The sequence below is a fragment of the Apibacter adventoris genome (assembly GCF_002964975.1).
Classification (GTDB): Bacteria; Bacteroidota; Bacteroidia; order Flavobacteriales; family Weeksellaceae; genus Apibacter; species Apibacter adventoris.
In genome coordinates, this window is the sequence record NZ_PSZM01000040.1 from 55941 (window position 1) to 80221 (window position 24281).

At 27.0% G+C, this 24281-nt stretch carries 26 protein-coding genes; 13 read left to right on the plus strand and 13 right to left on the minus strand.

Going from position 1 to position 24281, the window contains the following annotated elements; translation table 11 throughout:
* Nucleotide 1: 1 nt before the first annotated feature.
* From C4S77_RS07045 to C4S77_RS07055, 3 genes are read right to left on the minus strand one after another with little or no spacing between them, the layout of a single operon-like run.
* The gene (locus C4S77_RS07045; protein ID WP_105246961.1) at nt 2-715 is read right to left on the minus strand and encodes a GIN domain-containing protein; all 714 of its coding nucleotides are present in this window, start codon (nt 713-715) and stop codon (nt 2-4) included.
* Nucleotides 712-1677, minus strand: coding sequence for a glycosyltransferase family 2 protein (locus C4S77_RS07050; RefSeq protein ID WP_105246962.1), 966 nt, complete (start codon nt 1675-1677; stop codon nt 712-714). The genes C4S77_RS07045 and C4S77_RS07050 overlap by 4 nt, the downstream gene beginning before the upstream one ends.
* Nucleotides 1643-2230: a DUF4199 domain-containing protein gene (locus C4S77_RS07055; RefSeq protein WP_105193988.1), complete on the minus strand. Its 588-nt coding sequence runs from the start codon at nt 2228-2230 to the stop codon at nt 1643-1645. The genes C4S77_RS07050 and C4S77_RS07055 overlap by 35 nt, the downstream gene beginning before the upstream one ends.
* Before the next feature lie 257 nt (nt 2231-2487).
* On the opposite strand from C4S77_RS07055, the gene C4S77_RS07060 reads away from it, so the two are divergent.
* From C4S77_RS07060 to C4S77_RS07070, 3 genes are all read left to right on the plus strand, one after another.
* On the plus strand, nt 2488-3360 hold the full coding sequence (locus C4S77_RS07060; protein ID WP_105246963.1) for an IS982 family transposase: 873 nt from the start codon (nt 2488-2490) through the stop codon (nt 3358-3360).
* A gap of 91 nt (nt 3361-3451) precedes the next feature.
* On the plus strand, nt 3452-4039 hold the full coding sequence (locus C4S77_RS07065) for a hypothetical protein (protein WP_105246964.1): 588 nt from the start codon (nt 3452-3454) through the stop codon (nt 4037-4039).
* A 102-nt stretch (nt 4040-4141) separates the two neighbouring features.
* On the plus strand, nt 4142-5014 hold the full coding sequence (locus C4S77_RS07070) for an IS982 family transposase (RefSeq protein ID WP_105246965.1): 873 nt from the start codon (nt 4142-4144) through the stop codon (nt 5012-5014).
* 704 nt (nt 5015-5718) lie between these two features.
* On the opposite strand, the gene C4S77_RS07075 is transcribed toward C4S77_RS07070, so the two are convergent.
* The 7 genes from C4S77_RS07075 to hemG all read right to left on the minus strand — a co-directional run bounded on the left by C4S77_RS07075 (nt 5719) and on the right by hemG (nt 10757).
* Complete coding sequence (locus C4S77_RS07075; protein ID WP_105246966.1) at nt 5719-6087, minus strand: putative signal transducing protein; 369 nt, start codon at nt 6085-6087, stop codon at nt 5719-5721.
* A 57-nt stretch (nt 6088-6144) separates the two neighbouring features.
* Nucleotides 6145-6717, minus strand: coding sequence for a phosphoribosylglycinamide formyltransferase (gene purN, locus C4S77_RS07080; RefSeq protein WP_105193990.1), 573 nt, complete (start codon nt 6715-6717; stop codon nt 6145-6147).
* Between the two features lie 7 nt (nt 6718-6724).
* Complete coding sequence (gene purM, locus C4S77_RS07085; RefSeq protein ID WP_105246967.1) at nt 6725-7711, minus strand: phosphoribosylformylglycinamidine cyclo-ligase; 987 nt, start codon at nt 7709-7711, stop codon at nt 6725-6727.
* A 121-nt stretch (nt 7712-7832) separates the two neighbouring features.
* A complete protein-coding gene (locus C4S77_RS07090) occupies nt 7833-8576 on the minus strand; it encodes a uroporphyrinogen-III synthase (RefSeq protein WP_105193992.1) in 744 nt (247 codons plus the stop codon).
* Nucleotides 8577-8596: 20 nt separating this feature from the next.
* On the minus strand, nt 8597-9226 hold the full coding sequence (locus tag C4S77_RS13550) for a DUF4271 domain-containing protein (protein ID WP_105193993.1): 630 nt from the start codon (nt 9224-9226) through the stop codon (nt 8597-8599).
* Between the two features lie 21 nt (nt 9227-9247).
* Complete coding sequence (locus tag C4S77_RS07100) at nt 9248-10123, minus strand: carbon-nitrogen hydrolase (protein ID WP_105193994.1); 876 nt, start codon at nt 10121-10123, stop codon at nt 9248-9250.
* Between the two features lie 85 nt (nt 10124-10208).
* On the minus strand, nt 10209-10757 hold the full coding sequence (gene hemG / locus C4S77_RS07105) for a menaquinone-dependent protoporphyrinogen IX dehydrogenase (protein ID WP_105193995.1): 549 nt from the start codon (nt 10755-10757) through the stop codon (nt 10209-10211).
* Nucleotides 10758-10966: 209 nt separating this feature from the next.
* Here hemG and trhA point away from each other — a divergent pair, with 209 nt between their 5' ends.
* On the plus strand, nt 10967-11593 hold the full coding sequence (gene trhA / locus C4S77_RS07110; protein ID WP_105246968.1) for a PAQR family membrane homeostasis protein TrhA: 627 nt from the start codon (nt 10967-10969) through the stop codon (nt 11591-11593).
* Nucleotides 11594-11600: 7 nt separating this feature from the next.
* Nucleotides 11601-12188, plus strand: a complete 588-nt coding sequence (coaE, locus tag C4S77_RS07115) for a dephospho-CoA kinase (RefSeq protein WP_105193997.1) — start codon at nt 11601-11603, stop codon at nt 12186-12188.
* Between the two features lie 259 nt (nt 12189-12447).
* Here coaE and C4S77_RS07120 read toward each other — a convergent pair whose 3' ends face one another.
* A complete protein-coding gene (locus tag C4S77_RS07120; RefSeq protein WP_105246970.1) occupies nt 12448-13653 on the minus strand; it encodes an RsmB/NOP family class I SAM-dependent RNA methyltransferase in 1206 nt (401 codons plus the stop codon).
* 129 nt (nt 13654-13782) lie between these two features.
* Between C4S77_RS07120 and C4S77_RS07125 the strand changes: the two genes are divergently transcribed.
* The 7 genes from C4S77_RS07125 to C4S77_RS07155 all read left to right on the plus strand — a co-directional run bounded on the left by C4S77_RS07125 (nt 13783) and on the right by C4S77_RS07155 (nt 20717).
* Complete coding sequence (locus C4S77_RS07125; RefSeq protein ID WP_105246971.1) at nt 13783-14484, plus strand: alpha/beta hydrolase; 702 nt, start codon at nt 13783-13785, stop codon at nt 14482-14484.
* Nucleotides 14485-14690: 206 nt separating this feature from the next.
* Nucleotides 14691-15647 (plus strand): PorP/SprF family type IX secretion system membrane protein, encoded by a 957-nt coding sequence (locus tag C4S77_RS07130; protein ID WP_105194000.1) that lies wholly within the window; start codon nt 14691-14693, stop codon nt 15645-15647.
* 23 nt (nt 15648-15670) lie between these two features.
* Nucleotides 15671-16192 (plus strand): isopentenyl-diphosphate Delta-isomerase, encoded by a 522-nt coding sequence (gene idi, locus C4S77_RS07135; protein WP_105246972.1) that lies wholly within the window; start codon nt 15671-15673, stop codon nt 16190-16192.
* A gap of 98 nt (nt 16193-16290) precedes the next feature.
* On the plus strand, nt 16291-17190 hold the full coding sequence (galU, locus tag C4S77_RS07140; RefSeq protein ID WP_105194002.1) for a UTP--glucose-1-phosphate uridylyltransferase GalU: 900 nt from the start codon (nt 16291-16293) through the stop codon (nt 17188-17190).
* Between the two features lie 71 nt (nt 17191-17261).
* Nucleotides 17262-17585 (plus strand): hypothetical protein, encoded by a 324-nt coding sequence (locus C4S77_RS07145; protein ID WP_105246973.1) that lies wholly within the window; start codon nt 17262-17264, stop codon nt 17583-17585.
* A gap of 90 nt (nt 17586-17675) precedes the next feature.
* Entirely contained in the window at nt 17676-20096 is a 2421-nt protein-coding gene (locus tag C4S77_RS07150) for a TonB-dependent receptor (RefSeq protein ID WP_105246974.1), read from the plus strand.
* Between the two features lie 15 nt (nt 20097-20111).
* Complete coding sequence (locus C4S77_RS07155; RefSeq protein WP_105246975.1) at nt 20112-20717, plus strand: hypothetical protein; 606 nt, start codon at nt 20112-20114, stop codon at nt 20715-20717.
* Between the two features lie 132 nt (nt 20718-20849).
* Here C4S77_RS07155 and C4S77_RS07160 read toward each other — a convergent pair whose 3' ends face one another.
* Nucleotides 20850-22094, minus strand: coding sequence for a D-alanyl-D-alanine carboxypeptidase (locus C4S77_RS07160; RefSeq protein WP_105246976.1), 1245 nt, complete (start codon nt 22092-22094; stop codon nt 20850-20852).
* Between the two features lie 242 nt (nt 22095-22336).
* Nucleotides 22337-23197 (minus strand): hypothetical protein, encoded by an 861-nt coding sequence (locus tag C4S77_RS07165; protein ID WP_105246977.1) that lies wholly within the window; start codon nt 23195-23197, stop codon nt 22337-22339.
* A gap of 414 nt (nt 23198-23611) precedes the next feature.
* Here C4S77_RS07165 and C4S77_RS07170 point away from each other — a divergent pair, with 414 nt between their 5' ends.
* Complete coding sequence (locus C4S77_RS07170) at nt 23612-24271, plus strand: CBS domain-containing protein (protein ID WP_105246978.1); 660 nt, start codon at nt 23612-23614, stop codon at nt 24269-24271.
* Nucleotides 24272-24281: the final 10 nt, after the last annotated feature.

A 24281-nucleotide genomic window follows, 5' to 3' on the forward strand; every position in this document is an offset into this window, starting at 1 on the left:
GTTATTGTTTTTGTTTAATTTCAGCCATATCCACTTGTTTTAAATCTTTTTCAGGGTTTCCTATTAAAGTTAAAGTAGTATTATTTTTAATTTTACCGGTCAATTTACTTTTAATATTAAGTTCTGCAGTAGCTACATTAGCTAATTGTATATCTGCTACAGAAATTTCAAAAAAAGGAGCTGAAAAATCACTATCGTTTTTAGCATTTAATTTTAGTTTATTGCCACTTCCTTGTAAATTAATTTTAGAGGCATTTTCTGTTTTTACGTTTAATTCATCAACAACAATATTGCTTGCTAATAATTTGGAATTATTATATAAAAAGATGGTTAATTTAGAAGTTCTAATTTGTGAGTTAATATCTACATTTACGTTATTGTACAAATTAAATTGGGTTATTTCCGGATTATAAATATATATATTATATAAATCAGTATCTTTTACTTCTTTAGATTCGGACAAACTTAGTAAGCCATCTTTATTTTTTATATTTAAATTATTTATTATATTATTATAAGATTCTATTATCATTCTCGGATTTTTATCGTCATATAAATAAATAAGGCGGTAATTTCCTTTTGCTGAGATTTGTTTGATATTACTTAGTTTTATTTCTTTAGTAATAATATTTCCTTCACCTTTAATAGAAAAATTGCAGGATATGCAAAACATTATTATCACTGGCATAAATGCAAGGTATATAAGTTTTTTCATTCTTTTATATTTATATATTTGGAGATAGTATAATCTTCTTTTCTTCCTCTTTTTAATTCGACAATAAGCTCACCTAAAAATCCTGCAATAAACAAGAGGGTACCTAATACCATCATGATTAAAGAGATATAAAATAAAGGATCGGTAGTAATTAGTTTAGCAGGAATATTTTTCCATACTTTAATTAATTTGCTGATTCCCATCCATGCTGCTGAGAAAAAGCCCAAAATAAACATAAGAGTACCAATAAATCCAAAAAAATGCATAGGTCTAGATCCGAAACGAGACATAAACCATATGGTTATCAGATCGAGAAAGCCCCTGACAAAACGATTAGCTCCAAATTTTGATTTTCCATATATACGAGCTTGATGTGGTACTTCTTTTTCGGTTATTTTAGTATATCCTTCATTTTTTGCTAAAACAGGAATGTATCTATGCATATCTCCATAAACATCGATTGCTTTTATAACTTCATTTTTATAAGCTTTTAGTCCACAGTTAAAATCATGTAGTTTTACTCCCGAAGTACTTCTTGCAGCCCAATTAAAAAGTTTTGAAGGAAGATTTTTGGTGATTACATTATCATAACGTTTTTTTTTCCACCCGGAAACCAAATCATAATTATCTTCTACTATCATTTTATGTAGTGCAGGAATTTCTTCAGGAAAGTCTTGTAAATCTGCATCCATAGTGATAACAACTTCACCTTTAGCTATTTTGAATGCAGCATTTAGAGCTTGGGATTTCCCATAGTTTCTTGCAAATTTAATTCCTTTTACTTGTGGATAAATTTTTGAAAGGTTATTAATTATAATCCAAGAATTATCTGTACTGCCATCATCTATAAAAATTACTTCATAGCAAAATTTTTCTTGAATACAAACATTATGTATACGATCAAAAAGCTCATTCAGTGAATCAGCTTCATTGAGTAGAGGAATAATTATTGAGATTTGCATTGGATATTCGAGTTCTAAAAAATATTGACAAAAGTACGGATATTGTAAAGTAAAAAAGATACAGTATAATTAAAATAATAAAAGAATTTTTCAAATTAAACAAAGGTTCATTTTTTAAAGATTCAGAAGTTAAACTTTTATGGTGCATTTTATATTTAAATGTGTCCTCTTCAGTTGGGTTTTGTAAAGATTTATAATCTTTATTTAGTTCTTTTAAGCTCTGTTCAAGTCTTTGATTCCTTAATAATTTTTCTGAATTTTTATCTATAACGTTAAAAAAAAAGGCTATAAATAGATATGAGAGTGTTCCTCCTATTAATAATGTGCTAAATGAGTATTGTAAACATTTAAAAAAAGAAAGTTTTTTAACATTTGTTTTTTTATATAATAAGATTATAGTAAGTAATGTATAGATAAATGGAAGAACAAAAAAATTAACTTTTGCACTAATCATATAATAATCAGAATTTATAAAAAAAAAGTAAACAGCAAAAAATATTACAAGAGTTATTGCTGTTAATAATAATCCATAATTAATAGGTTTACTTTTCATAATATATTTAATGCAAATTTACTCTTTTTTGTGTGAATGTAAAAAGTACTAAATTATCAATAAATAATTATTTATGTAAATATTGTTATTTTTTTATTTCAATGATGATATAAAAATATTTAGGAGAGTAAATAACACAAATATTTATATTTAATTAGAATAGTATTACCCGTAGTGCATTAATATTATAAGAAAATAAAAGTTGTTCATATCTAGTTAAATTACTATATTTATTTAGCTACCAACTAAATAAATGAATGAACAACATTGAAGCAAGTTACGAAAAGATTCTAGAAGTCTTACAGTCAATAACAGTAGAAATGAATTTTTTGAATCAAAAACGTAAACCCCGACTATCAGATATTGAGTTAATCTCCATTGACTTGACTTCTATATACATGAGTATTGATTCAGAATATCAACTATTTAGAATATTACCTCATTCATTAAAGACAAGAATCGAACGTAGTGTTTACAATCGTAGAAAACGAGCTTTGTTTTATCATCGAGAGTCTTTGCGTAAAGTTTTAGCAAACAAGATAAGTACCCAAGATCATTTTATAGTAGACAGTATGTCATTGGAAGTGTGTAAATTAAGCAGAAGTTCACGTTCTTGCATCTGTAAGGAAGATTATCAAACTGCTCCAGACAAGGGTTATTGTGCATCGCAATCGACTAACTACTACGGCTATAAACTTCATGCAGTTTGCACAATTGATGGCGTTTTTACTGATTTTGATTTGACACAGGCTTCAGTACATGATATTCATTATTTGAAAGACATAAAATCAATTTATGAAAATTGTACTGTTTTAGCCGACAAAGGTTACTTAAGTGTTGATTACCAAAGAGATTTATTCTCGTCCAATCAAATCCGGCTTGAAGTGCCAATGCGAAGAAATCAAAAGGATTATAAACCTCAAGCATATGTTTTTAGAAAATCAAGAAAACGTATCGAAACTCTTTTCTCACAGCTATGCGACCAGTTTATGATTCGCAGAAACTATGCTAAAAGTTTTGATGGTTTTAAAAATAGAATATTATCTAAAATAATGGCTCTTACCGTTATACAGTTCATAAACAAATTAAATAACCGAAATATTAACAATTTAAAAATTAGTATTGCATGATTAATGTACTACGGGTTAATATAGCTAAATTTATTGCGATAAATAGTCCTAATATATTTCTTTACATTCAAATAATAAAAGCTGAATAATTATGAAACCAAGATTATTAACAATATTAATATTTTTATCCTTTCTGACTGCGAATGGACAAGAGATATTTTTAGATAAAGTTTCGCAAGATACCTGCTTGTTCATTGGCGGAATTAAATCCGAAAAAAATGATACCCTGAAAGTTTTTGAGGATAACAAAATCACATTCAAAAACTCTGAAGATTTAGAACAGGTTGGATTGTTAATCGGCAAGGAATTTACTAATAAACTTTTCAAGTCAGGGTTATGTTTCGAATTGAACGGATATGAACCTTTTTGGAATGCTATTATTTTTAAAGATAAAATAAATATCTACATCCCTGAAAAAGATAACTGGGAAGATTACAAAATCAATTTATACACCAATGAGGAAAGTTTAGATCCTATTTTTTTCGCAATGTTTTCAAGCAAATGTGGAAACATATTCGGAACAATCAACAATACAGGATCGCGAACAAAGGACAAATGTCATGTTTGCGAATACCTTATACCTGAATATAAAGATTCGCTTTACGAAGTTTACATAAACATTTATGGCAAGATTTATAAGGGATGTGGAACGATTCGTCAGTATGAAACAAAGAACTAACTTATTATATTAACCCGTAGTGCATTAATATTATAAGAAAATAAAAGTTGTTCATATCTAGTTAAATTACTATATTTATTTAGCTACCAACTAAATAAATGAATGAACAACATTGAAGCAAGTTACGAAAAGATTCTAGAAGTCTTACAGTCAATAACAGTAGAAATGAATTTTTTGAATCAAAAACGTAAACCCCGACTATCAGATATTGAGTTAATCTCCATTGACTTGACTTCTATATACATGAGTATTGATTCAGAATATCAACTATTTAGAATATTACCTCATTCATTAAAGACAAGAATCGAACGTAGTGTTTACAATCGTAGAAAACGAGCTTTGTTTTATCATCGAGAGTCTTTGCGTAAAGTTTTAGCAAACAAGATAAGTACCCAAGATCATTTTATAGTAGACAGTATGCCATTGGAAGTGTGTAAATTAAGCAGAAGTTCACGTTCTTGCATCTGTAAGGAAGATTATCAAACTGCTCCAGACAAGGGTTATTGTGCATCGCAATCGACTAACTACTACGGCTATAAACTTCATGCAGTTTGCACAATTGATGGCGTTTTTACTGATTTTGATTTGACACAGGCTTCAGTACATGATATTCATTATTTGAAAGACATAAAATCAATTTATGAAAATTGTACTGTTTTAGCCGACAAAGGTTACTTAAGTGTTGATTACCAAAGAGATTTATTCTCGTCCAATCAAATCCGGCTTGAAGTGCCAATGCGAAGAAATCAAAAGGATTATAAACCTCAAGCATATGTTTTTAGAAAATCAAGAAAACGTATCGAAACTCTTTTCTCACAGCTATGCGACCAGTTTATGATTCGCAGAAACTATGCTAAAAGTTTTGATGGTTTTAAAAATAGAATATTATCTAAAATAATGGCTCTTACCGTTATACAGTTCATAAACAAATTAAATAACCGAAATATTAACAATTTAAAAATTAGTATTGCATGATTAATGCACTACGGGTAATAGTATTAATTTAAAATACAATGAACGACAAATATTTATAATTATAAAGTTAACAATATGAGTATATCTTTTTTATTAAGATGTTTAATTAGTTTATTGTTCTAATAGAAATAAAAATTATTTTTAGAAAGATCTTATTAAGATTAAGGATAAAACAAAGTTATCCAAAAACAATATTTATTTAAATAAATGATACATGAATTAATTTGAAAATTATCATTTATTACAATTCAAAAAATGAGGCTTATATTTTCTACGAAAAATATTTTTTTAAACAGTAAAGTTAGTGTGATAATATAATCATTCATTTGATTATTAATGTAGAATAAACTAGTTTGTATTTTATGTTAATGGGTAAGTTGATTATTGTTTTATTAATAAAATTTAATAAAATTTAAAATAATTGCGAAAAAATATATTTTTTTATTGTAATTACGGATTTCCGTAATGAAATTCTATCACTTAATCGTAATTTTATATCAGTTAATCAGAATAATAATTTCAAACATATTATTAAGCAACTAGTGTTAATTAAGCCTCTTTTTATAAGAGGCTTTTTCTTTTATAAATTAAATAGCTAAATTTTAGTATTTAATATTTTGTAATTAACTAATTATTAGATTTCAGTTAAATATCCTTCCATACATTTCCACAATAATAACAATGAAACTTAGAATTTTTTACTTTTATAGGAATAATATACTTAAACCAAAAATTCCGTTGAGGTTTTCATCTTGATATATATGATTTGAACCACACTTAGGACATGTTTTATCTCCATATTTAGAATTTTTAATTGTATATTCTACTTTTACATTATTTTCTGTAGTTTTTATTTGTTCTTCATGTAATTGAATAACAGATTTTGCTTTTTCCAAATCATTTTTAAATACCTGTAGTTCTATTCCCCCAATAGCTTGACTTAGCAACCAATCAGATTGTACGGTATATTCATTTGCTATATATCCGTAAATTCCATATTCTTCTAGTAATTGAAGGGTTTGAGAAGCTTCAATATAGTTATCATACTTCTTTAAGCTAACTAACTGATTCATATTTTTATGGTTTATACAAAAAAGAATTTTTTGGCAAAAACCTGTTACATATAGAATTTAATTTTTAATACCGGAAGAGATTTTGTTTATTGCTTCAATTAAAATTTTTTGTTCCGTATGCATAACCTTTTGTTGTAAATCTGTGACAGTATCTCCTTTTTCAACAGGGAAATTTCCCTGTACAATAATATCTCCTTCATCTACTTCGGGCGTTACGTAATGAACTGTAGCTCCGGACTCTGTTTCTCCTGCATCTAAAACAGCCTGATGAACTTTTGCTCCATACATTCCTTTTCCACCAAACTTAGGTAAAAGAGATGGGTGTATATTAATTATTTTTCCTTTCCATCTTTCACAAAAATTAGCAGATAATATAGATAAAAAACCAGCAAGTATTATTAAATCTATATTTTCAGAAGATAATAATATATCTATTTCGGAAGATAAGTCTTTGTTTCTTTCCACTAAGAACGTGTTTATATCCCTGTCTATAGATCTTTCTAGAGCATAACAATCCCTATCAGCAATTACAATACAAATTCTAGTATTTTGTAACTCCTTTGAATCTACAGCATCTATAATACTTTGTAAGTTTGTTCCATTTCCGGAAACTAAAACAGCTAGATTCATAGAATTATTAAATTAGTGCAATTTTTTCTTTTCCATGTTTAATAGAACCTAAAAACATACTACCCTCAATAAGTTGTAAAATATCTAAGACATTTTCAGGATTTACAATAATACACATACCTACTCCCATATTAAAAGTTCCAAACATTTCCATTTCTTTAATATTTCCTCTTCTTTGGAGTTCTTTCATTATAGGAGGTATATTTATTTTTGAAGTTTCTATTTTTGCACATAAACCTTCTGGAATAATTCGAGGAACATTTTCTAATAATCCACCACCGGTTATATGTGCAATTCCAAAAATAGGAAAATTTTCTTGTATTTTTAGAATGTCATTTTGATAAAGACGAGTAGGAGTGAGTAAAGTTTCATAAATAGGTTTATTGTCATAAATTTCATTAATATCGGTAAATATTTTTCTGATTAATGAAAATCCATTGCTGTGGAACCCGCTGGAAGGAAGACCTATGATAGCTTGGTCTTCAGTTATTTTTGAGCCATCAATAATTTCATTTCTTTCTACAACACCTACACAAAATCCAGCCAAATCGTAATCTCCTGTTTTATACATTCCTGGCATTTCGGCAGTTTCTCCTCCAATCAGAGCTGTTCCTGTTTCTTTACATGCTTTTACAATACCTAAAATTATTTCGGCGGCTATATCTGAATTTAATTTACCACATGCTAAATAATCCAGAAAAAAAAGAGGTTTTGCTCCATGGCAAAGAATATCATTAGCACACATAGCAAAACAATCAATTCCTACAGTATTATATATGTGAGAATCTAAAGCTATACGAAGCTTTGTACCTACTCCATCAGTCCCTGATACTAATATTGGATTTTTATAACCAGATAATTCATAAAAAGCACCAAAACTACCAATTTCATTTAGTACATGAGTATTGTAAGTTTGACTTACAGCATTTTTAATTTTAGATACAGTTTGGTATCCTTCTTCTTTATCTACTCCGGATTCTTTATACGTTACCATATAGTTTAATTTTTTAGTTGTATTACAAAAATATTAATTATAAATTATAATTATATATTTTTATGAAAAATGCCCAAAAATTTATATTAATTTTTGGGCATTTATCTATCTATAGTTTAATTTATTGATCGTTAAGAAAATCTTCCAAAGCTTTAGTCATAGAAGGTTTTTCTTTAGTAGGAGCAAAAAATTCTACTTTTAAACCGGCATCTTCAGCAGCTTGTTTAGTAGAATGTCCGAAAGTTCCTATAATCAAATTTTCCTGTTTTAATCCAGGATAATTATCCAATAAAGATTTTATGCCTAAAGGACTAAAGAAAACTAAAACATCATATGTATGTATATCTTTAATTTTAGCAGCAACATTACAACTTACGGTACTAAATAAAACAGCTCGAGTCCACGTAATTCCTGCTTTATTTAAAGCATCGGGAATGTCTTGATTTAAAACATCAGATGTGGGTAACAAATACTTTTCATTCAGATTTTTTTTGAAAAGAGGAATCATATCTTCAGCTTCTTTTTCTCCAAAATATATTTTACGTTTTCTATAAACAATATATCGTTGAAGGTAAAGTGCTATTGCTTCTGATTGACATACATATTTCATTGAATCAGGTACACTAAAACGCATTTCTTCAGCTAAACGAAAAAAATGGTCAATTGCATTTCTACTTGTAAAAATAATTGCAGTAAAATGGGAAAAATCAATTTTTTGTAACCTAACATCTTTGGCATCAGCCCCTTTTACTTGGAGAAAAGGATAGAAATCTATATTAATTTTATGCTTTTTCTCTATTTCAAAATAAGGAGAACTATCACCTATTGGTTTGGGTTGTGATACTAATATAGATTTAACTTTCATAATTTAAAATAAAATTTTTCTTATAAGAACACTAATTTTAATATACATAGTGCAGGTAATATTTCGAAAGTGCAAAGGTACAAAAATTCGTAATATGTTGAAATATTTATTCGTTTTTTGATGAAAAATATTAACCATATCCATTCTAATATTAACAGCGTAAATAGTGTTCCAATTGTTATATAGGTAAGATATTCTTTTGGAATATTTGAATAATAAATAGCAAAACAAAGAAATATAAATATAAATAATTTTAGAAATAAGAAGATGTAACGATTTTTATAATTTTCTTTATATTCTTTGTTTTTTCCGAGAATAAGAAAAAAGGCATTTCCTAAAATATAAGAAAATACATGATAGATTAAAAGTATAATAAATAAAATAATAAATTTTAAAATTTCTGATTGATAAAAGGGTATAACAATATCAAAAAAAGGAAACAAAACTAAAGCTAAAATTACAGTATATACAAAACTGCATATTGCAATATAAAGAGTAAAATTTTCACTTTCAAATGATAGAGAGGAAAACTTAAAAATAGGTTCACTTTTAGGAATAAGTATAAATCTAGATAAAACTAACAACAATAAACTACCTAAAAAGGTAAAATTAATTAAATCATCTCCTAAAGAGGATCGTAAAACTTCCAAAACTTAATAAATTATTTAAATTCAATCATTATCAATCCATCTATTTGTAATCGGTTGATAAGAATCTATTCTTCTGTCTCTTAAGAATGGCCAGTGTACTCTATAATTATCAGATTCTTGAGTGTCTATATCCACTACAATAATTTCTTCATCAGTATGGGAAGCTTGATATAAAATAGACCCTAAGGGATTAGAGACAAAAGAACCTCCCCAAAATTTCATAGCTCCGTCTTGTTCAAAACCTACACGATTTACACTTACAGTATGCACACCATTCGCTATTGCATGACTTCTTTGTATAGTTTGCCAAGCATTATATTGTTCCTGATTAGTAACCTCGTCTTGAGAAATAGCCCAGCCTATAGCTGTAGGATAAAATAAAATTTCAGCACCCATTAAAGAAGTAATTCTTGCAGCTTCAGGAAACCACTGATCCCAGCAAATGAGAACCCCTATTTTTGCATATTGGGTTTGAAATGTTTTATACCCTAAATCTCCGGGAGTAAAATAAAATTTCTCATAAAAAGCAGGGTCATCTGGAATATGCATTTTCCTATATTTACCCAGATAAGTCCCATCAGCATCTATTACAGCTGTAGTATTATGATAAATACCCAGTGAACGCTTTTCAAATAAAGAGGCAATAATAACTATATTGTTTTCTTTTGCAATTATAGAAAGTAGCTCAGTTGTAGGTCCAGGAATGGGTTCTGCAAGTTTAAAATTATTATAATCCTCTACATCACAGAAATACAATGAAGTAAATAGTTCCTGTAAACATACAATTTGTGCCCCTTGCGAAGCGGCTTTTTTAATGCCTTCAATTGCTTTTTTTAAATTGTTATCTACATCTTTAGAACAACTGGATTGTACTAAACCAACTTTAATTTTTGCCATCTAATATTTTAAAAATTGTAATTAAATTTATTTGCAAAAATAAGTCTTTATTTTAATATATATATTTTTCAGCTATAAAAACTCATTATAATCCCTGATTAAAATCCAAAGCAAATTTTTTAACATCATTCCAATTTGTGTATTCTATCACACTACTTAAATCAGTAGGACCATGAGTTATATTCATAATAAATTTAATCATATACTTATCAAGAATCGAATATTCTGGATAATTTAACACTCCTCCAATAATAGACAGTTTTTGAGGTTTCCATTTAATAGATGATAAAAATTTTTTAACATATGGATTACATTCAATGGTTCTTCTTTCTTCTTTTCGAGCAATTAACGAGATTGAAAAAAAGGCATTTGGTTTAGACTGAATTTCTTTATAATGTGAATTTATATATTTTTTTACTAATGAATTATGTTTACCATAACGAATGCTTGCCCCAATAATAATTCCATCATAAAAATTTAAGTCTGGAATTGTCTCTTTTATAGATATAACATCTACATTAGCATTTAAATATTGTTTGATGAAATTTGATACTTTTAAACAATGACCATTTGTAGTTGAATATATAATTAATACTTTTTTCTTTTTAGGATTTAATTCATGTGTTTTTTGCATATTTTAGCATTAGTTCCTACAAAAGTACTGCGAATAATAAGGGAATTCTTATTCAGTTTGTCTGTTTTTTGTCATGTAAATTTTTTTTCAATAAATTCTGCTAAGACAATATAAAGCTGCAATGATAATAAATAATTTTATTCTCTTGTTTATTTTAAGATAAAAAGGTAAATTTGTTAAAGACTTATTAAAATACAACTAAAATAAAAATGATAAAAATAGCAAAAGATAAGCATGAATTACTTAATACAGTTTCCCATGCTACAGGGATTGTATTAGGTATTGTTGGTCTTATTTTTTTATTAATTAAAAATAGAAGTATAACTGCGTATAGTACTTTAAGTATATGGATGTATGGAATATCAATAATAATTTTGTATACTTCTTCTACTATTTATCATTTATTTTCCAATGAAAAAATGAAAAGAAAAGCTCGAATTTTAGATCATATGAGTATTTATCTTTTAATTGCTGGAACATATACACCAATATGCTTGATTACTTTGGCTAATAATTCGGGGTGGACCTTATTTTTTATTGTATGGACTATAGCTACAATAGGTGTTATTATGAAAGTATTCTTAACGGGTAAGGTAGACAAACTTTCTTTATTTCTGTATTTAGCTATGGGATGGATGATCATTTTTGATATTAAAAATGTTATAGAGTTAATGGCCTCCTATGCTTTGTTGTATTTAGTAATTGGTGGAGTTTTTTATACTTTAGGAACGATTTTTTATGCTATTGAAAAAATTCCCTATTCACATTTTATTTGGCATTTATTTGTTTTAGGAGGAAGTACAGCTCATTATGTAATGGTATATTCTATTGTTTAAAATTTATATGGAAATATTAGGAGTGACCGGTGGAATAGGAGCTGGAAAGTCAACAGTTATTAAGATATTTAAAGAGAAAGGATACTCGGTATATAATTCAGATATAAGAGCTAAAAAACTTATGGAAGAAAACGATTCTTTAAAACAAGGGATTATAAATTTATTAGGGAAAAAGGCTTACCTTAATGGATCGTTAAACAGAAGTTTTATAGCCCAGAAAATTTTTACAAATCATGAGTTATTAAAACAACAAAATAAGTTAGTTCATGCAGAAGTTAAAAAAGATTTTAAAAATTGGGTATCTGAACAAAGTGGGAAGTTTTGTATTAAAGAAACTGCAATATTATTTGAAAGTGAATCCTATAAAGATTGTAATTATACACTCGTGGTAACAGCACCCGAAAGATTAAGAATAAAGAGAGTTATGAAAAGAGATAATATTCCGGAAGATAAAGTTAAATTAAGGATTAAAAATCAATGGCCTCAGGAAAAATTAATTAAATTATCTGATTTTCATATATCTAATGATTCAAGTATCGAAAACTTGAATAAGCAGGTAAAATCAATTATAAATATACTTGAGAATCAAATATAATTTAAAAAAAGTAGGGAAAATAATATATAGAAATGCCAAATTCGTTTCTAAAAGAATAATACAGGGAATAATACTAATAATCTTCCTATCAGCTCAATTTTTTCAATAAAATAAATATTCTGATAAAATTAAATAATTGCTAATATGCATATTTATTTCTATTCATAAAAAAATAGGATGAAAGAATCCATATAATAGGAACTCAATTCCTGTTGAAATTAATAAATTATTTGAAAACATAAAAATATATAAAAAAATATTAACTGATTCGTACTAATTTAGCCATATAGAATCCGTCAAAATTACTTTTAGAAGGTAAAATAGATACTTCTTCTTCCAATTTGAAATTTTTATTATTCTCTAAAAAATTTAGGACTTGTTTTGTGTTTTCTGAAGGCATTATGGAACATGTAGCATAAACCATTATACCTCCATTTTTTACTAATTTTGAATTATTTTGCAAAATTTCCCGTTGTTCTTTATAAATTCTTTCCATAAATTCGGGGGTAAGTTTCCATTTAGCATCAGGATTTCTTCTTAATACACCTATGCCACTACAAGGAGCATCAATTAAAACTCTATCTGCTGTATTTTCTAGTCTTTTAAGGGTTTTAGAATCCTCAATTACTTTTGTTTGAATATTGTGAGCCCCATTTCTTCGTGCTCTTTGTTTAAGAGTTTGTAGTTTCCATTCATGTATATCTAAAGCAATAATATGACCTTTGTTTTGCATTAATGCTGCTAACTGTAAAGTTTTTCCTCCAGCACCTGCACAAGAGTCAATAACCCTCATGCCTGGTTTTGGATTTAGAAACTGCCCGACAAGTTGAGAAGATGCATCTTGAATCTCAAAAAGCCCATCTTTAAAGGCTTGAGTTTTAAATACATTTTCTTTGTATTCAAGAATTAATGCATCTTTATAACCCTTAATGAAATCTACAGATATTTGTTCTTCACTCAAAATATTTTTTAAATCCTCAGCGGTAGTTTTTAAAGTGTTAGCTCTTAAAATAGTAGAAGCAGGAATATTTAAAGCCTTCATTTCTTTATACCAATTTTCTCCTAATTCTTCTTTCATAAGTGTTTGCATCCAGTCAGGAATTGAATATTCAATAGCCTTAGAGGGGAAAGCAAGTTTAAAACGATCTTTTATTTTTTTTTTATATATTTTTTCAAATTCCGGAAATAATGGGAGTTCTATTTTCTTTAATAATAAATAAGTGGCTATTATAGAATTAATATTATCAGGAGCCATTTTTTTATTTGCATAAAATTCAAGTTTTCTTTTCCATCTTATAATGTCATAAAACGACTCGGAAATAAAAGATCGGTCTTTACTTCCCCATTTTTTATTATGTTTAAGAGTTCGTTCAAGTACTTTATCTGCATATTTATTTGGCTCAAAAAAACTTTCTTTAAGAGCTTTTTCCAATCCTTGAATTAAATTTCTATGTAATATTTTCATGTGATTAATAAATCTAAATGGAGCAAAAAATAATTGCAAATATAAGTGTTATTGTATTAAATTTATTAAAATAAAAAAAGAACGTTTTTTTAATAATTTTATCTTTGTTAAATTGTTAAATAATTGAATATGAAAGTATATTTTATTCCAGGATTAGGAGCAAATTGTAAGTGTTTTAAGCATATAAAATTACCTGATGGTTTTGAAAAAGTATATATAGAGTGGTTTACTCCTAAAGGTACTGAAACTATAGAAGAGTATACTCATAAAATGGCAGAAAAAATAGATACCACGGAACCTTTTATTTTAGTAGGATATTCATTTGGAGGAATAATTGTGCAGGAGATGAATAAATTTATGAATCCAGAAAAAACTATTCTTATAGCAAGTATGAAAAATGATATACAAACTCCACAATTATTTAAAATATTAAAAAGAATAAAATTTACACATTGGTTTCCTATGACATTTTTTACAAGTAAAAAATTTTTATCTTATGCTTTTTTAAGATCAGTTTATTTTAAAATGCGACCTCCCCGGATAAAAGATAAAGAAGATTTAAAAATTGAAGAATATATGACTCAGATGAATCCCCAATATTTAAAATGGTCAATTAACCAGATTATAAATTGGAAATCTGAGAAAGAATGTAAAAATATATATCAAATACATGGTACAAAAGATATTATATTTCCATATAAAAAAATTTCAATAAAAACGAAAAAAGATGATATGCAAGATAATTTATATACAATTGATAAAGCTTCACATATTTTAGTTTTAGAATATCCACATAAAATAAATAAAGCTTTTGAAAAAATATTATTATAATTGTAATATTTATTTCATTTAAAAGTGTAAATTTATAATAATTTAAAATAGATAATTAATGGATAAGAATTTATTTCTTTTGTTATTAAATGCATGTAATTTTAGTTATTTTCATATAAATAGTTTTTTAAAAATATACAGATGAATACTTTTTTTCTTAAGTTTGCATTTTCTATAAACAATAACTATTAGATAATTAATTGCTAATGAATTATTTAAAAAAAATTTTATCGGTATTTATTTTAATTTATTATTGCGCTTACGGACAACAAAGTATTCCTTTTGATCAGCAATACTTATTATCTGATAAAGTTTTAATAAATCCTTCTTATACAGGATCAACAGATGAAATAGTATTAAAATCTACGTACCATCAACAATGGAATGATTTTAATGAGAGTCCTAATACTCAAACTATCAGTGCTCATTTTAATGCTTTTGATAGAGTAGGTTTAGGAGCCTATTTTTTCCGAGATGAGAATGGACCTATTACTTTAACCGGATTGAATATTTCTTCTGCTTATCATATACCTTTAGGAGATGAAGAATTTAGATCAGAAAGTCAATTCTCTTTCGGATGTTCTGTTAGCCTATTTTCTCAATCATTTGATTATAATAAATTAAGGCCAGAAGATCAGAATGATCCGTTGTTATATGGTGATAAATCTATATTTTTGCCTTATTTCAATTTAGGCACATCAGTAGTTTATTCTGGTTTTTTTGCAGGTGTATCTGTTTTAGATATTCCATTAGGTAGGAATAGACCGGTTGTAAATTCAATAGAACCTTCTCCGACTTGGTATTATCTTAATTTGGGTTACAATTGGGAGTTGGTAGATAAAATTTCCCTTGAGCCCTCATTCCTTATGTCATTAAATACTAATTCGGAACGAATTATGGATTTTAATTTGAAAGCAAAATATAAAGATGATTTTAATGCATTTGCAGTAGGAGTTAGTTATAGAACAGCAAAAGATTCACAGCAAAGTGGTGGTCTTTCTTTTACTCCTTTTTTCCAGGCAGATTTAGGAAAACTTAATTTTACTTTTGGCTATAATTTTGGTATATCAGATATTTATAAAGAAGGAGGAGACGGTCTTATGGTAGGTTTAGGTTACAATTTAGATAATTTTATCAATCCTAACGGCTTTAGGTATAGATAATCATTTTATTATTTTTATTTAATATGGAATTTGTAATTTTAGTAAGTGAACTTGATGAGGTTATTGGAGAGATGGAGAAACAGGAAGCTCATATAAAAGGATTACTTCATAGGGCTTTTTCAATTTTTATTTTTAATAAAAAAAAGCAATTACTTCTTCAGCAAAGAGCTGGAACTAAATATCATTCCCCTTTAAAGTGGACTAATACTTGTTGTAGCCATCCCAGAAAAAATGAAACCTATTTAGATGCTGCACATCGAAGGCTAAAAGAAGAATTAGGGTTTGATTGTCATCTCACTGAAAAATTTCATTTTATATATAAAGCTGAGGTAGGTGATGGTTTAATAGAACATGAATTTGATCGTGTTTTTATTGGAACATATGAAAATGAAGTATATATTAATGTGCAAGAAGTGCATGCTGTGAGATGGGTTAGTATAGAAGATTTAAAAAACGAAATAAAAAATTATCCGGATAACTTTACTGAATGGTTTAAAATTATTTTTGATAAATATGAAAATGAGATAGAAAACTTATTTCAGTAAATTATTTAATAAAATTATAAAAAATAAAACAAATAGCCTTATATTATACTGAAATAATAACAATAAAAAAATTATTTTAGGTGAACAAAATTTAATTTATGAAAAAAGTTAAAAAAGCCGTAATACCTGCAGCAGGACTAGGAACACGTTTTTTACCTGCAACAAAAGCTATGGCTAAAGAAATGCTGCCGATTGTAGACAAACCTACAATACAATTTATAGTAGAAGAAGCTATAAAGTCAGGAATTGAAGATATTCTTATAGTTACAGGAAAAGGAAAACGTCCGATTGAAGATCATTTTGATTCAAACCCTGAATTAGAAAATAATTTAAGAGAGAAGAATAAAACAGAATTATTAAAAGTTGTAGAAGAAACTACAGATATTAACTTACACTTTATACGTCAGTCTCATCCAAAAGGATTAGGGCATGCTGTATTACAGGCTAAAGCCTTTGTAGGTAATGAGCCTTTTATAGTGATGTTAGGAGATGATTTAATGGAAGATAAAATACCATTAACAAGGCAGTTGATACTAGACTATGAAAAGACTCATGCAGCAACTATTGCCGTAATGAAAGTACCTCATGAAGAAACTTATAAATACGGAATTATAGCTCCCGAAAGTATAGTAGAAAAAGGGTTGTATAATGTACATAGTTTTGTTGAAAAACCACAACCGGATGTAGCTCCAAGTGATTTAGCAATTATTGGAAGATACCTTTTGACACCTGAAATTTTTGAAATATTAGAAAATCAAAGTCCGGGTGCAGGAGATGAAATTCAACTAACAGATGCTATAGATACATTAAATAAAACCCAAAGGGTATTTGCGAGAGAATTTTGTGGAAAACGATATGATGTAGGAGATAAATTTGGCTTTTTAAAAACAAGTATTCAGTATGGATTATCTCATCCTGAAATAAAGGAAAGTTTACATAACTACATTATAGAATTAGGACAAGAACTTATTAAAAAAGATTCTTCTAAAAAGAAGTAAATCAATAAAAATAGATAGATGTAAAAATCTCCTTCATTTAAGGAGATTTTTTTATTTTTGCACTGATTTGCATGAATTATTTATATAAACATAAAACAAATATAAATTATATTCTTTTTATAGTAGCTTTTATTTTTAAGTTTGCTGTAATTCAGGAATATGTTCATATAGAGCAACATAATAAAGAACATTCACATCATATAGATTGTCAGGTTTGTCATAATATTTATTTAATAAGTAAATATCAGGCATTTGAAATCCCTGAAATTTTTGATTTTGCTTTATTCAAACATTCAATTCAATTACATTTATTTACCTGTGCATACAGTAATATATTTTTTAAAAATATAATTAGTTCAGAGCTGTATAATCGCCCTCCTCCTCAAGGGGTTTAAAATAAATAATCATTTTTCAACTTTTTCTTTTTTAATAATGCATAAATCATTATTAAAAAAAGAAATCTATTTATCTTATAAACCCTTTTTATGTCTAAAATATTTATATTACTATCGCTAACTATAGTAATAGTTATACAAGCGCAAAATGTTTGTAATTATTCACTATCAGGAAAAATTAAAGATATACATTCAGGAGAAACCATAGAAAATGCCGAGGTCTTAGTATGCAATACTATGGGACAAAAAATATATTCAACATTCACAAATGAAAAAGGAGAATATTTAATTTCTAATGTTTGTGCAGAAACTTATAACGTTATTATTTCACATTTAGGATACGTTTCTAAAACTTTTCCACTTTCTATTAATAAGAACATTATAAAAAATTATTCTTTAGAGCATCATGAAAAAGAGATTCAGGAAGTAATAACAATAAGTAAATCTCAAAAAAATACAAAAACTTCAATAGAAAATAAAATTTCTAAAAGTCAAATTAATTCCTATTCAGATACAAATTTAGGAACGGCTTTAACTTCCATAGCCGGAGTCAATTCATTAAGTACAGGAAATAATATTGTTAAACCGGTTATACATGGTTTACATAGCAGCCGTGTCCCTATTTTGAATGATGGAATTAGGCAGGAAGATCAACAATGGGGAATAGAACACGCTCCGGATATAGATGTAAATCTTGCCAATTCTATTTATATTATTAAAAGTGCAGGAGCTCTGCAATATGCCGGAGATGCTATAGGAGGGATTATATTGGTGGAACCTAAAAAACTAACAAGGCAAGATACCTTGTTAGGAAATATATTAACTTCTAATATTTCAAATGGAAAAGGAGGAAATATGTCAGCCAATATAGAAAAAGGGTTTGGAAATGGTTTAGCGTTTCGTTTACAAGGGACCTATAAAAAATTAGGAGATTTGTCTGCACCTAATTATAATCTTTCTAATACAGGTATTTCAGAAAATGATTTTTCTGTTCAGGCAGCTTACAATAAAGATAGTTTTGGAATGGAAATTTTTTATAGTTATTATGGTACTGATACGGGAATTTTAAAATCGGCACACATAGGAAATTTGGAAAATCTAGTAAATGCTATTAATAGTAAACAACCTCTAATTATAGAAGATTTTACTATGGATATTGATACTCCTAAACAAAAAATACAACACAATCTGGCTAAAATTAATACTTTCTATAATTTTAATTTAGGTAAATTGAGTTTTACTTACGGCTATCAGTTTAATAACAGAAAAGAATATGATGTAAGAAGATCAGAGTTTAAAGGAAAACCTTCATTAAATTTAGATTTGACAACACAGGATTTTCATTTAGATTTTGATCATAAAAATATTTTTGGTTTTAAAGGTAAGATGGGAGTATCTTATATTTTCCAGAAAAATATACCTAATGTAGATACAGGAATAAGTCCCATAATACCTTATTATGAAAAAAATAATGTTGGGACTTACTGGATAGAAAATTATTCATTGACTCCTAATCTGATTTTAGAAACAGGTTTTAGATATGATTATCAAAAAATAGATGCACTTAAATTTTTCAAAAAAACAAGATGGCAGGATTTAGGGTATGATAAAAAATATCCAAATCTTGTACTCAAAGATACAGGTTTAAGCTATCTTACCAATCCTGTTTTAGAATTTTATGGATTTGCAGCTACTTTAGGAGCAAATTATAAAATAGGAGCCTCAAATGATATCATAGTAAATTATTCACTAAGCAGTAGAACGCCTAACCCCAGTGAGTTGTTTAGCGATGGTCTACATCATTCCGCAGCAGCCATAGAATTAGGAGATTTAGATTTGAAAAATGAAAAATCTAATAAAATTATGGCTACTTTTAGAGGAAACTTATTGAATTATCGTATAAATCTGGAAATAACAACACATTATAATTATATTAAAGATTATATAAATCAAATTCCTACAGGAGTAGAATACTCTATAAGAGGAGCTTTCCCTGTGTGGAAATATATGCAGACTCATGCAGAAATTTATGGAATAGATGTAATGGCAGATTTTACTATAAATCCTAACATAAAAATAGCAACTAATTTCTCTTATTTACGGGGAAATGATAAAAAAAATGATATAGCTTTAATTAATATGCCACCAGCTAAATGGGTTAACTCTTTGCTATATGAAAATAAAAAATGGATGAATTTTTTTACAAAGCTATCTTCTATAAGTGTATTTAGACAAAATCATTATCCGGATTATAACTTTACAGTGAATATAGTAAACAACGGAATAATTACTCCTACCTTGTTAGATATAAGTACCCCCCCGGCAGCTTATCAAATATTTGATTTTAATACAGGGTTTTCTTTACCAATTACGTATCACAATAAATTAAATATATCATTTACTATTAGAAATATATTTGATACTTCCTACAGAGATTATTTAAATAGATTAAGATTTTATTCGGATGAAGTAGGAAGGAACTTAATACTTAATTTACAATATAATTTTTAACACTAAATAATAAAAATGAAAAACAAAATAACAATAAAAATAATTAGAAATTTACTAACATATTTTTCAGTATTTTTAATAATATTTATAGGGTTTATCTCCTGTTCATCAGATGATAAATATGATATTATCAATTCAATACCAGAACATGAACATGAGGAAATATCTAAAATAGTATTAAAATTTATAAATCTGACAGATCCTACTCTAGTAAGAGAGTTTAGCTATCAAGTAAAAGAAGGGACTACAGAGTTGCCACTTACACTTGTTAATATTCCTGCAGGGACCTATAATGTAGAAACTTATTTTTACTCTGCACATGGTGATCATATCCATGATGTGACAGATGAAATATTTATTGAAGATGCAGAGGATCATTTTGTATATTATCAGAAATTAAATAATTCTCAGATTAATATAAAATATGCAGCAGAGGATAGGGTAGATGCTCAAGGAAGAAAATTAGGACATAAAACCTTATGGAATGTTCCTAAAGGAGGTGGAATGGTTTATTTATATTTAATGCATCAATCGGCTGATAAGAATCCTGATGCGCCATCGGCAGGACAATTAGGTGGAGAAATAGATATTGAAGCTCATTTTGAAATAAAAACCGATTAATATTTAAAACTATAAATCCAAAAAATATGTATTAATAATAAAATATATCACTTACTTTTAATAAAAAAAAGCCATATCGTATTTAGCGTATGGCTTTTTTATTTTATTAGTGAATTTTTATTTAAAATAATTTTAATAAGTATCTCTTACATATTCTAAAACTTTTTGAATTTGCATTTTAATTTCTCCATTAGAATGCTGGAAATTATTATTCATATAACTAAATATCAGTATTTTATTTGATTTCGTTTTTAAATATCCGCTTAAGTTGTACACTTGTCCCATAGACCCGGTTTTAGCAAAAATATAAGGTTCTTTAGACTTAAAGCTGTTTTTCAAAGTACCACTTACCCCACCAGTTGGAAATATATTAATTAATCTGTCAAAAGAAAACTCTTGATACATTTTATTAAGAACAAAAACAAAATCTTGAGGAGATATATTATTATATCGAGATAAACCTGAACCATCTACCCAAATAGGTTTTTGAGGTATTTTGTTTAAATGTTCATTAATCATATAATTAATAATTTTTTTACTGTTCATATTTTCATAAAGTATTCCACTAGAAATCATTAAAATTTGTTCTGCCAGAAAATTATCACTAACAAGCATCATACGTTTAAAGAGGCTATCAGAAGGAATACTATATAATATGTTTACTTTTCCTGCAGGAAATTTATGAGTAAGAGTGACAGGCTTTTTAATTTCTATTTCCAGTAATTTTCGAGTTAAAGTATCAGAAGTTATAAAAGGTATTTCCAAATGCTTTTCTCCATTAGAGAAAAAAATATTTTCATTAAATAGTCTGGAATACTTATTTCCTTTCCTTACTATATTTCTTTCAAAATAGTTTGGATTTGATTTTAAATTTGGATATATGTTTACAATATTTCCATATATTGGAAATGCGCTTCGTTCTGCTGAATAATATTCAGCAAAATCATCCCACATCCATCCTTTGCCATTAGGATCATCTTTAAAATTATCTAAAAATAATGAAATTGGCTTTTTACTATTTTTTAAAAAATTTATTACCTTATTTTCTTTAAAATAAGATTCAAGCAAAGAAGGATCTCCGGTGCCTGCAATATATAGAGTATCATTTTTAATTAGATATTTTAAAGCAGGAATAGAATCGGGAATAATTTTTAACCCTGTATAAAGGCTAAAAATTTTAGTGTTAGAGGCTGGGATAAAATACTTTTCACCTTGAAAATTATAGAGTTCTCTCTTTCCTACAGGATCATACAAATAAAATCCAACCCACTGTTTTTTATAAAAATCAGAATTAAAATGAGAGTCTAAAAAAGAATTTTGAGCCTTAGTAATCTCAAAAATAATAAATGACCAAAAAATGAAATTATATTTTAACATTGAACAAAATTATATATATATTGAAAAAAAACAAATAAGAATGGAATCTTCTTTTTAAATTTATGTTTAATTCTTAGGAGGTTTAAATCTCATCTCTCTTTATTTAATATGAACTGTTTATTATCATAATAAAAAAGTGAACCTGCAACATTATTTTAGATAATTTTACGTGAAATCTATCAACTCTATATTATTTTTTTCCGGCGATATTTCCCTAGCTCATCTATTTAAAAAATAGTTAGTTATTGGCATTTTTTTAATTTTACAGGATTATTATAATCAGATTCTAAATTAAATTCACAATCCGGAAAAACAATTTTTCTTTCCTTTTCATCATAAAACCCTACCCAATAAAAGCGGATGGTATCATTTTCTAATAAATCAATATTTGCAATAGCTCTATCTCTTGAAAAACTATTCCAATTCATATTCATTCCCCCAGGTCCTAGATCCTCAGGTTTTATAAGGAGTAACTCAAATTTATTTTTCTTTATTTTTTTGAGTTTTGCTTTGATATAAATTTGATTAGACATTACAGCAAAGAGGATGTTATTTTCATCAGTAATGTAAATATTTGCAGGACTATCACATGAATATCTCCAATTCCCATTAATTATAACACTTTTGTTTAGAGTATCAATCCCATTACATTCTTTTAGACTTCTACATTCAGTACAAGGTTGCTCTACAATTTTATATTTATTTATTTCATTAGTTGATAAAAAATTCACACCATTATATAGATACCAATGAACTAAGTTATTACTGATTATTTCATAAGAAATGGTTTCTGAATAAGAACAATCTTTTTCTAAAGAAATATAAGTTCTATTTCCTTTCTCAATAATACTTTGAATTTTACATCTTAAGTTTTCTTGTTCTTTATTATCAATTACAGAATCTTTAGTATAAGTAATACTTCTGTTATCAGCATCACATGGCAGAAATAAAATAGTATCATTTTTTTGTATGGTAAGCATTTGCCATTTTCCAAACTTACCTGTATTTTCAATATTCGATATAGGAATATTTTTTTTGTTTTGAGAATTACATCTACAAAATAGTACACAAGTTACTAATGTTAATAAAATAATATTTTTCATTGATTAATCCTTATTTAATTTATTAGATAAAAATTAATATTATATACTGTTTTTCTTTTTAATGAATAGTCAGAAATATTTAAATACAACTTATTATTTAGGCTAGTTCCCTTATTCTTATAACTTGTTCCAACATCTTAAAAATGATAAAAAACTTTTCCATAATCACAACCTCGTCCCACTATAACTATGAAATGATCTGTTGTTCCTTCATTAAATGCTTCCTTTATAATTTAAAACATAATCTACTCCTACTTGTATAGGATTTCCCTTTTCAAGTTGAGAACCTAAATATGTTATACTTACATTTTGCTTGATCCGATTTTATTTCTAATTAATAAGTAAAATGTCAGCAAAATTAACTAAAAAACATAAAATTTTGGAAACTAAAAAATCTTATTATACCTTAGCGCAATGATAATTACAGATTATATTTTTAAAAATGTTTCCCCATTATATGAAGAAGACACTGTAGAAAAGGCTGAAGATATTATGTTAACCTATAAGCTTTCTCATTTGCCTGTAATCTCAGAAAAAAAGAAACTTTTAGGGAATATAAGTTTTGAAATTATTAAAAATCTTGAAAAAAAGGAAGTAATTATAAACCATTTAATAGAATTAGAAGAATTTTTTCTTTATCAAAGTTCAATTATATTTGATTCTATTAAAATTTTTAGTGATAATGCAACTAATATAATCCCGATTATAGATACAAAAGAAAATTATTTAGGAGTAGTATTAGAAGAAGACATAATTGAAGAATTTGCGACCTATGCTGTGATTAACGATTTTGGAGTTTATATGACACTTACTACTCCGATACAAAAATATTCAATTAGTGAAGTGGCAAATATAGTTGAAAGCAATAATGGAAAAATATTAGGTTTGATGGTTACTAAAATTGATGAGGAAACAACTAAAATAACATTAAAAATACAGACAGAAAATATTAGTTCTATAGGAGATACATTTGAACGTTTTGGGTATCATATTTCAAATAAATATTTTGAGGATTCAAAACAAGAATTACTTAAAAACAGGTTTGATCATTTCCAAAGATTTTTAGAAGTATAGTAAATTATAA